Raw genomic sequence first — 8,431 nt, forward strand, 5'->3', positions numbered from 1 at the left:
CGAGCAACCTGCGGACAAATACGGCCATGACGCCAGTATGGCGCGGGCCGGGCGACAGCGTGGTCGGGCCGCCGGACGCTGCGCGGAGCCCGGCTGGTATCCGTGGGATATGACCCGAGCGCGGACCATGCCGGCCCTGTGCGTCGCCCTGGTCGCGGCGGCCGTCTACGCGCTGATGTGGGCGGGCTACTCGCAGCACTGGCACTGGCAGCAGCGCCTGGATTGGTCGCTGCTGAACGCCGCGCGCGACGGCGCCGTCAAACACCCCTTGTGGGTGCGATTCTGGGCGGACGTCTCGTTCGCGCTGGGCCCGGTCCCGTTGCGCGTGCTCGGCGCGGTGGCGGCGACCGGCGCCCTGGTGGCGCGCCGGGTGCGGGCGGGGTTGTTGCTGCTGGCCTGCGCGCCGCTCAGCGGGCTCGTGACGGTCGCGGCCAAGGCGCTGGTGGACCGGCCGCGGCCGTCGACCATGCTGGTGCCCGCGGCCGAGACGTCGTTTCCGTCCGGGCACGCACTGGAGGTGACGGCCGCGCTGCTCGCGGGGTTGTCGTTGGTGTTGCCGACGATGAACCGGCTGATGCGCACCGTCGCGGCCGCGATGGTCGCCCTGAGCGTGTTGGCGGCAGGCGTCTCGCGGGTGGCGCTGAACGTGCATTACCCGTCCGACGTGCTGGCCGGCTGGGCGCTGGGTTATCTGTATTTCCTGTTGTGCGTCACGGTGATTCGTCCCCCGCGCGCGGCGCTCTCCCGAAAACCGTGCGACGCGGGCGATTTGGTCACGGCGCGGTGACCTAACCGGGTCTGAAGCTTTACTTGACCTTGCGCTGCACGGGTTCGACGATTGAGGTCATGCGCCGACTGCTCGCTTCGCTGTTCGCTTCGGCGTGCGCGTTTTTCGTGGCGCTGGCAATGGCGCCGATCAGCGGCGCGGCCGGCGCCCCCTGGTTCGCGAACGCCGTCGGCGATGCCACGCAGGTGGTTTCGGTGATGAGCACCGGCGGATCCAACGCGACGATGGACATCTATCAGCGCACGGCCGCCGGCTGGCAGGCGCTGCGGAGCGGGATTCCCACCCACGTCGGTTCGGCGGGCATGGCTCCGCAGGCCAAGAGCGGGGTGCCGGCCACCCCGATGGGGGTCTACACGCTGGACTCCGCGTTCGGCACCGCGCCCAATCCCGGCACCGGGCTCCCTTACACGCAGGTGGGGCCCAACCACTGGTGGAGCGGCGACGACCACAGCCCCACTTTCAACTCCATGCAGGTGTGCCAGAAGGCGCAGTGCCCGTTCAACACCGCCGAAAGCGAGAACCTGCAGATCCCGCAGTACAAGCACGCGGTCGTGATGGGCGTCAACAAGAACAAGACCCCCGGCGGCGGTGCGGCGTTCTTCTTCCACACCACCGACGGCAAGCCCACCGAGGGCTGCGTGGCGGTCGACGATGCTCAGCTGGTGTCGATCATGAAATGGCTGCGGCCCGGCGCGGTCATCGCCATCACCAAGTAGCGCGCGTCAGGCGTCGGTGGCCACCGCGCGACCGGGTTTGAGCGTGAAGTTCATGCCCTCCAACGACATTGTGGCGTCGTAGGTTCGGTCGTATCCGGTCCCGCAGATCTTCCAGCCGGCGTCGGTGCGCCGGTAGGTGTCGCGGTAGAAGGCGGCACCGATCAGCATGAAGTTCAAGTCGGCGACGATCACGCGGTCCTGCAGATACCAACTGCCCGTTGCCGTGTCGCCGTCGACGACGATGTCCGGATGGGTCACCCGGTGCTCGGTGATGACGTTGGCGGGCAGCGACGTACGCATGTACTCGACCAGGTCGTCGCGGTTGGTGAAGTGCAACTCGTTGCCGATCGACGGTCCGTAGTCGGCCTTGATGTCCTCGGCGAGTGTGTCGGCGAAGTCGTCCCAGTGCTTGGTGTCCAGCGCGCGCAGGTACCGGTACTTGACCTGCTTGATGGCTTCGATGTCGGCGAGATCTTGAGGGGTCATCAGGTCATTGCAGCACACGGGTCACCCGCCGCCCGCGCTCGCATCGAAGAGCCGTCGCCGAGACATAGACCACGGTCACCATGCGCGGCGTGTCGTGTGCGTGGTTTAAGTGTCGCGGCAGCCCTGCGTGTCGGACAGGTAGCGGGTCACCATGTCGATCAGAGCCCGTCGCTCCAGGCTCCAGTCGATCGCAGTCCCGGTGACCATCTGCGCCAGCACCACACCGCGCAGCGTCGCCCAGATCACCTCGGCCACACCGGCATTCGCCGGATCCGCGGTGATCAGCCGACCCAGCTGACCGATCGCGTCGTTCATCTCCAGCAGGTGCCTCCGCGGGGACTCGCCGGGCCCGCCGCGCGTCGCCCGCAGGATCTCGAGCGCCGCCATCGAAGTCGGGCTGCTGTAACAGCCCCACGCCGTGTCGACGACCACCTCGATGCGCTCGCGCAGCGGCAGCGCGCCGACGTCGGCCGACGACAGGCTGTCGATCAGCCGGTCCACCCCGTCGTCCACGACGGCCATCAGCAGGCCGTTGCGATCGCCGAAGTGGTACTGGATGACCCCCCACGTCACGCCCGCGCGTTCGGCCACGTGCTTGGCGGTGGCGGCCGGGAAGCCCTCCTCGACGATGCAGCGGACCGTCTCGTCGATGATGCGCGCGCGGGTGTCGTCGCCGCGCTTGCGCGGCGCGCTGGTGCGCCGGGTGGGGCCGATCGAGCCCGCGGCTACCTGACCTGCGGCGATGGACATCGTTGACTTTATAACATAGTCGAGTCTATTTTTGGGCCGTGAGCCGATCCCGGTACGCGCGGTTGACGCGCGAGCAGCTGGCCGTCCTGGTTCCCGAACTGCTCCTGATCGGGCAGCTGATCGACCGCTCGGGCATGGCCTGGTGCATCAGCGCGTTCGGCCGCGACGAGATGGTGCAGATCGCGATCGAGGAGTGGGCCGGCGCCAGCCCCGTCTACACCCGGCGCATGCAGCGTGCGCTCAACTTCGAGGGCAACGACGTGCCGACGATCTTCAAGGGGCTCCAGCTCGACATCGGCGCCCCACCGCAATTCATGGACTTCCGCTACACCGTGCACGACCGCTGGCACGGCGAATTCCACCTCGACCATTGCGGGGCGCTGCTCGACGTGGAGCCGATGGGGGAGCGCTACGTCTTCGGGATGTGCCACACCATCGAGGACCCGACGTTCGACGCCACCGCGGTGGCGACCAACCCGCGCGCCCAGGTGCGCCCCATCCACCGGCCCCCGCGGACGCCGGCCGATCGCCATCCGCATTGCGCGTGGACGGTCATCATCGACGAGTCCTACCCCGAGGCCAAGAGCATTCCCGCGTTGGACATCGTTCGCCAAACCCGGGCCGCCACATGGGAACTCGATCCGATCGACCGCTCCGACGAGGGCAACGCGGACTACTCCGGTCCGCTGCTGTCCGACTTCGACTTCGCCGGCTTCTCGCATTCGGCGCTGGTCCGGATGGCCGACGAGGTCTGTCTGCAGATGCACCTGCTCTACCTGTCGTTCGCCATCGCGGTGCGCGCCCGCGCCGCCGATGACGCGCAGGCCGTGTCGGTGTGCACCCAGGGGCTCACCGGCATCGCGGGCGTGGCCGCCGAGCGCATACGCCGCGCGCTGGGACTCCCCGGCGGCATCGCGGGGGTGCTCGAGGTCCTCGAACTGCACCCATTGCTGAACCCCGCGGGCTATGTCCGCGCGGAAACGGCGGACCGGCTGGTCGTGCACCGCTCACCGGCCCACGACGATGCCGCCTGGATCGCGCTGTGTTCCCCGGGTTCCGTTCAGCCGCTCCAGGCGATCGCCACCGCCGTCGACCCGCACGTCGAGGTCCGGGTCAGCGGCACCGGCACCGACTGGACCGCGGAACTGGTCGAAACCGACACGGCGGCGGCCGAACTGCCCGAGGTGTCGGTAACGAAGGTCAGCGGCGGAGCGACATTCCAGTTCGAGCCGAGGCGATCGCTGCCGCTGACCGTGGTGTAAGCACGAGCGTCGATTTGTCAAGGGGCCGCCGGTACCGCTTCGGTGACGAGGCGGCATCGACCGGGTACCGATGACGTTGCAAGCCATCGGTTTTGGGCGTGTCCGCGGCTATGGTTAACGCTGGCCACCGACCCCTATAGACGAAGGTTTTCGCTCTATGTACGACCCACTTGGGTTGTCGATCGGGACCACCAACCTGGTCGCTGCGCGTAATGAAAGCCCACCGGTTACCCGGCGCTCGGTGCTGACCCTTTATCCGCACTGCGCGCCGAAAGTCGGTGCGCCCGAAGAGAATTCGTATCCATTCGAGCCCGGCGTGATGATGAAGGGCTTCGTGGAGCGCATCGGTGATTCGGTGGCGCTGGTGTCGGCCGACGGGTCCGCCCACGACCCGGAGCTGCTCACGGTGGAGGCCCTGGACGCGATGGTGCGCGCCGTCGGCGCGGACGCGTCCTGCGCGGAGATCTCCATCGCAGTCCCGGCGTACTGGAAACCCGTTACGGTGCAGGCATTGCGCGACGGGCTGCGGACTCATCTGGGATTCGTTCGCAGCGGCATGGCGCCCCGGCTGGTTTCGGACGCCATCGCGTCGCTGACCGCGGTGAAGGCCGAACTCGGGCTGCCCGACGACGGCGTGGTGGGGCTGCTCGACTTCGGTGGCGGCGGAACCTCGGCCACGTTGGTGAACGTCGCCGGTGATTTCGAATTGGTCAGCGCCACAATGCGTTACGCGGCCCTGTCGGGTGACGAGATCGATCAGGAGCTGCTGCTGCGGGTCTTCGAGGAGCTGGGTCGCGGCAGCGGCATTGATCCGGCCAGCACGGCGGCCGTCGGGCAGCTCGGCGAATTGCGCGAACAGTGCCGGCTGGCCAAGGAACGGCTGTCCACCGACGTCGTGACCGAGATCGCCGCCGTGCTCGGCGAACGCAGCTGCAGCTTCACGCTGAAGCGCGACGATCTCGAAGACCTGATGGCGGACCGGCTGACCGGCTTCATCTACGCCCTGGACGACATGCTGGTGCGCTACCGCAAGAACTGGGGCGACCTGGCGGCGGTGGTAACGGTCGGCGGCGGTGCGCAGATTCCGCTTGTCGCCGAACGGCTTTCGATCCACGGGCGCACGCCGATCCTGACTCCGTCGCAGCCCGCCCTCGCGGCGGCCTGCGGAGCGCTGCTGCTGGCGGCCCGCGGCGAGGAGCTGAGCCTGCGCACCAGGACCTCGATGAGCCTGCTGGCCTCCGCCCACGCCACCGGCGACGTCGTCGACCTCGGGGCCGGCGACGTGCTGGTGATCGACGACGAGGCGCTGACGGATCGTGAGCTGGCCTGGTCGCAGACCGAGTACCCCGGCGACCTGCGGGTGCGGTTCGGCGGCGAAACCTATGACGAGGACGGGCCGTCCGGCTGGTCGATGCGGCTGAACGTCATCGACCCGCCCGCGGAGCGGCCGTGGCGCCGCCTGCGGTTGTCACAGTTGATCATCGGCATGTCGGCCCTGGTGGCGATGACGGCGATCGGTGGCGTGGCCTACACGCTGACCGGGATCGAACACCGCCAGGCGCCGCCGGCGCCCAGCGTCGCACCCCGGCCGGCGCCGGCCAGCCCGCTGGTCCCGCGCACCGTCGCGCCGCCGCCGCCGACGGCCGTGCCGCTCCCGCCCAGTGCCGCGCCGGTGCCCAGTCCCGCGCCGCCGCCGCCCGAACCGCCGCCGTCGCCGCCGCCGTCTGCGCCGCCGCCGGTGGTCATCACCACGCAGGCGCCCCCCGTCTACACCCCGCGGCACACCGCGCCGCCGACCCAGGCGCCCACCACGACCGCCATGACGACGGCCCCGCCGCCGCCCTCGACCACCACCGAGACACCGCCCCCACCGACCACGACCACGACCACCACCACGACGGTGCCGATGACCACCGAGTGGATCCACGTGCCGCTGCTGCCGGTGCCGATTCCGGTTCAGGTCCCGCAGACCCAGGCCCCCCAGGCGCCGGCCCCGCAGTACACGCCGTATCCGCAGTACCCGCAGTACCCGCAGTACCAGCAGTACCCGGGCAACTCCCAGAATCCCTTCCTGGGCCCGGGCTACTAACCCGCGTCGTTCCTGCTGAGCGCGCTCGACGAGCGCACCCGTTTCCGCGCGGGTAGCGTGGTGTCACCCGGTCGGGCGGGTCTATCCGGCGGTGCCCTCATCGAGGGACCTCGGAAAAAAATCAGCGCAAATCAGCGGACTGCGGAGGCGTGAAGTGGACATCGTGCTTGGGGTCTCGATGGCTCCCGGGACGGTCCGCCTGGTGGTCATCGAGGGCCAGAACGCCGACGGTGTCACCGTCGAACAGGACGAGTTCGGTGGCGCGGTCGACGAGGTCATTGCGGCGATCGGCGGCACCCGCGAAGGTGCGGAGGCGGGCGGCCACCAGCTGGTGTCGACGGGCGTGACCTGGACGGACCGAGCGGACGTCGGCGCGCTACGGGAAGCGATGACCCAACACGGCATGGGCAACGTGATGCTGGTTTCCCCGTTGCTGGCCGCGGCCGCGCTGGCCCAGACGGTCGGGTCCGCGCTCGACTACGCGCACATCGCGATGCTGTACGTGGAGGCCGAGACCGCGACGCTGGCCGTCGTCGACGTCGCCGACGGGTCGATCGTCGACCTGCACCGCAAGCAGCTGGCCAACGCCGGAAAGGAGCCGCTCGCCGCCGAGTTGGCGACGATGGTCGCCGGTCTGGGCGCGCGGGGTGCTCACGCGGACGGCGTGTTCCTGATCGGCTGCGGCGTGGACATCGTGCCCGTCAAGCCCGCGCTCGAGGCGGCGACCCCGCTCGAGCTGTCGGCGCCCGAGGAGCCGGAGCTGGCGCTGGCCCGCGGGGCCGCGCTGGCCTCGGCGAACGCGCCGCTGTTCGCCTCGTCCACGGCGGCGCTGGCGTACGCGCTCGACCCCGGCACCGGAGAGGTGAGCCCGCGACCGCTCGGCCCGACGTACCTCGACGTCTGGGGCAACGCCGACGCCGAGGCTCTGGCCTACAGCGCCGTGCCCGACGACGACGTGGTCGTCCCGCGCCGGCGACGGCCCATGTTCCTCGCCGGGAGCGCACTGGCCGGCATCGCCGCCATCACCGCCGGGGTGGTGCTGGTGTCGCTGACCTCCGATCGTCCGGCATCCGAGCAGCCGCAAAACCCGAGCGTCAACGCCGCCACCCCGGCCAAGCAGGCGCCCGCCCAACCCCCGAGCGCTCAACCGCCCGGCCCGGCGGGGCCCCCTCCGCCACCGCCCGCGTGGAGCTATGGCGGCCCGCTCGGCGGCCCGCCGCCTCAGGGCCCCTCGGGCAATCGGATGTGGTGGATCGTGGGCACGATCATCGCGGTCGGCGTGCTGGCGCTCGCCGGGGGCATCGCCGCCTTCGCGGCACACCAGCTCTCCGGTGTCCGCTCGATCATCAACTCCCCGCCGACCTTCACCAACACCCTCAGTCCCCCGGCCACCACCCCGGGCGGCACCTCGACGACTACACGGACCAAGCCGCCGAGGTCGACCACCACGTCCACCTCACCCACGCCGCCGCCGGGCAGCGAGGTGACGATCTCCGGGATCGGCGAGAACCGGACGATCGCCTGCGACGACAACGTCGTCAACGTCAGCGGCGTGTCCAACACGGTGGTGATCAGCGGTCACTGCGCAAGCCTCAGCGTGTCGGGCGTGCAGAACGACATCACCGTCGACGCCGTCGACAGCATCCAAGCCTCCGGCTTGAGCAACAAGGTGACGTACCACTCGGGCACGCCGAAGGTCAGCAACTCGGGTAGTGCGAACGTCGTCCAGCAGGGCTGAGGCCGTTACGGCGCCTCGGTGGATTCGTCGTCGTCGTGCGAATCGCCGTCGAGGACGCTGACCGCGATGCCATACGGCAGGAACCGCACCTTGCGCGCGGGGTCGACGTTGTTCTTGTTGGCCCGCAGCGCGTCGAGCTCGGTCGCGTAGACCTGTTCGACGTGCGCGCCACCGTCGGCGTCCACCGTGTAGATCGCCCAGACGCCGTCGCCCGCCTCGCCGGCGGTTTCCGGCTCCGGGCGGGGGCGCCGCGACAGGTCCTCGAAGATGGACGACCACCCGGACCGGGCTCCTGGCGCCGCGACAAACCTGCTGACCCGCTCGAACACGTCGCGCAGGCCCTCGCTGCCTTCGCGGATCATTCGATCGAACTCGTCGGGATCGAACCCGAACGCACCGTATTCGCCCACGCGACCTCCTCGCCGCTCATGCCGTTACCGCCCAGTGTGCGCGCAGTCGCCCTCACGCGCCACGTCCTCATCGCCCGGGCGGGGGCGGCGGGGTGATGGGAATGGGCACCGTGACGAACGGGAAGTGCAGGTACATCCCCGGTGAGGACGACCAGCTGGCGATCATGTCGGTGTACGGACCGAAAGAATCCAC

9 protein-coding genes are annotated in these 8,431 nt (G+C 69.7%); 5 read left to right on the top strand and 4 right to left on the bottom strand.

Annotation, left to right across the window (positions count from 1 at the left end):
- Positions 1–109: 109 nt before the first annotated feature.
- On the top strand, positions 110–787 hold the full coding sequence (locus A9X05_RS15145) for a phosphatase PAP2 family protein (RefSeq protein ID WP_067760811.1): 678 nt from the start codon (positions 110–112) through the stop codon (positions 785–787).
- A gap of 19 nt (positions 788–806) precedes the next feature.
- Here the strand turns inward: A9X05_RS15145 and A9X05_RS32210 are convergent, their stop codons facing one another.
- Entirely contained in the window at positions 807–992 is a 186-nt protein-coding gene (locus A9X05_RS32210) for a hypothetical protein (protein WP_231969090.1), read from the bottom strand.
- Here A9X05_RS32210 and A9X05_RS15150 point away from each other — a divergent pair.
- Positions 907–1,503: a L,D-transpeptidase gene (locus A9X05_RS15150; RefSeq protein WP_231969088.1), complete on the top strand. Its 597-nt coding sequence runs from the start codon at positions 907–909 to the stop codon at positions 1,501–1,503. The genes A9X05_RS32210 and A9X05_RS15150 overlap by 86 nt on opposite strands.
- A gap of 6 nt (positions 1,504–1,509) precedes the next feature.
- Here the strand turns inward: A9X05_RS15150 and A9X05_RS15155 are convergent, their stop codons facing one another.
- Entirely contained in the window at positions 1,510–1,989 is a 480-nt protein-coding gene (locus A9X05_RS15155; RefSeq protein ID WP_197499070.1) for a nuclear transport factor 2 family protein, read from the bottom strand.
- 105 nt (positions 1,990–2,094) lie between these two features.
- The gene (locus tag A9X05_RS15160) at positions 2,095–2,739 is read right to left on the bottom strand and encodes a TetR/AcrR family transcriptional regulator (RefSeq protein WP_067760817.1); all 645 of its coding nucleotides are present in this window, start codon (positions 2,737–2,739) and stop codon (positions 2,095–2,097) included.
- 38 nt (positions 2,740–2,777) lie between these two features.
- Here A9X05_RS15160 and A9X05_RS15165 point away from each other — a divergent pair, with 38 nt between their 5' ends.
- The 3 genes from A9X05_RS15165 (at position 2,778) to A9X05_RS32215 (ending at position 7,828) form a co-directional block, all read left to right on the top strand.
- Positions 2,778–4,001 (top strand): hypothetical protein, encoded by a 1,224-nt coding sequence (locus A9X05_RS15165; RefSeq protein WP_067760818.1) that lies wholly within the window; start codon positions 2,778–2,780, stop codon positions 3,999–4,001.
- A gap of 157 nt (positions 4,002–4,158) precedes the next feature.
- Positions 4,159–6,090, top strand: a complete 1,932-nt coding sequence (locus A9X05_RS15170) for an Hsp70 family protein (RefSeq protein ID WP_067782434.1) — start codon at positions 4,159–4,161, stop codon at positions 6,088–6,090.
- A gap of 154 nt (positions 6,091–6,244) precedes the next feature.
- Positions 6,245–7,828, top strand: coding sequence for a DUF3060 domain-containing protein (locus A9X05_RS32215; RefSeq protein WP_231978393.1), 1,584 nt, complete (start codon positions 6,245–6,247; stop codon positions 7,826–7,828).
- A gap of 5 nt (positions 7,829–7,833) precedes the next feature.
- On the opposite strand, the gene A9X05_RS15180 is transcribed toward A9X05_RS32215, so the two are convergent.
- Positions 7,834–8,238, bottom strand: a complete 405-nt coding sequence (locus A9X05_RS15180) for a hypothetical protein (RefSeq protein ID WP_067749962.1) — start codon at positions 8,236–8,238, stop codon at positions 7,834–7,836.
- Positions 8,239–8,431: the final 193 nt, after the last annotated feature.

The sequence above is a fragment of the Mycobacterium sp. E3298 genome, from assembly GCF_001666895.1.
In the GTDB taxonomy this organism is placed as follows: domain Bacteria; phylum Actinomycetota; class Actinomycetes; order Mycobacteriales; family Mycobacteriaceae; genus Mycobacterium.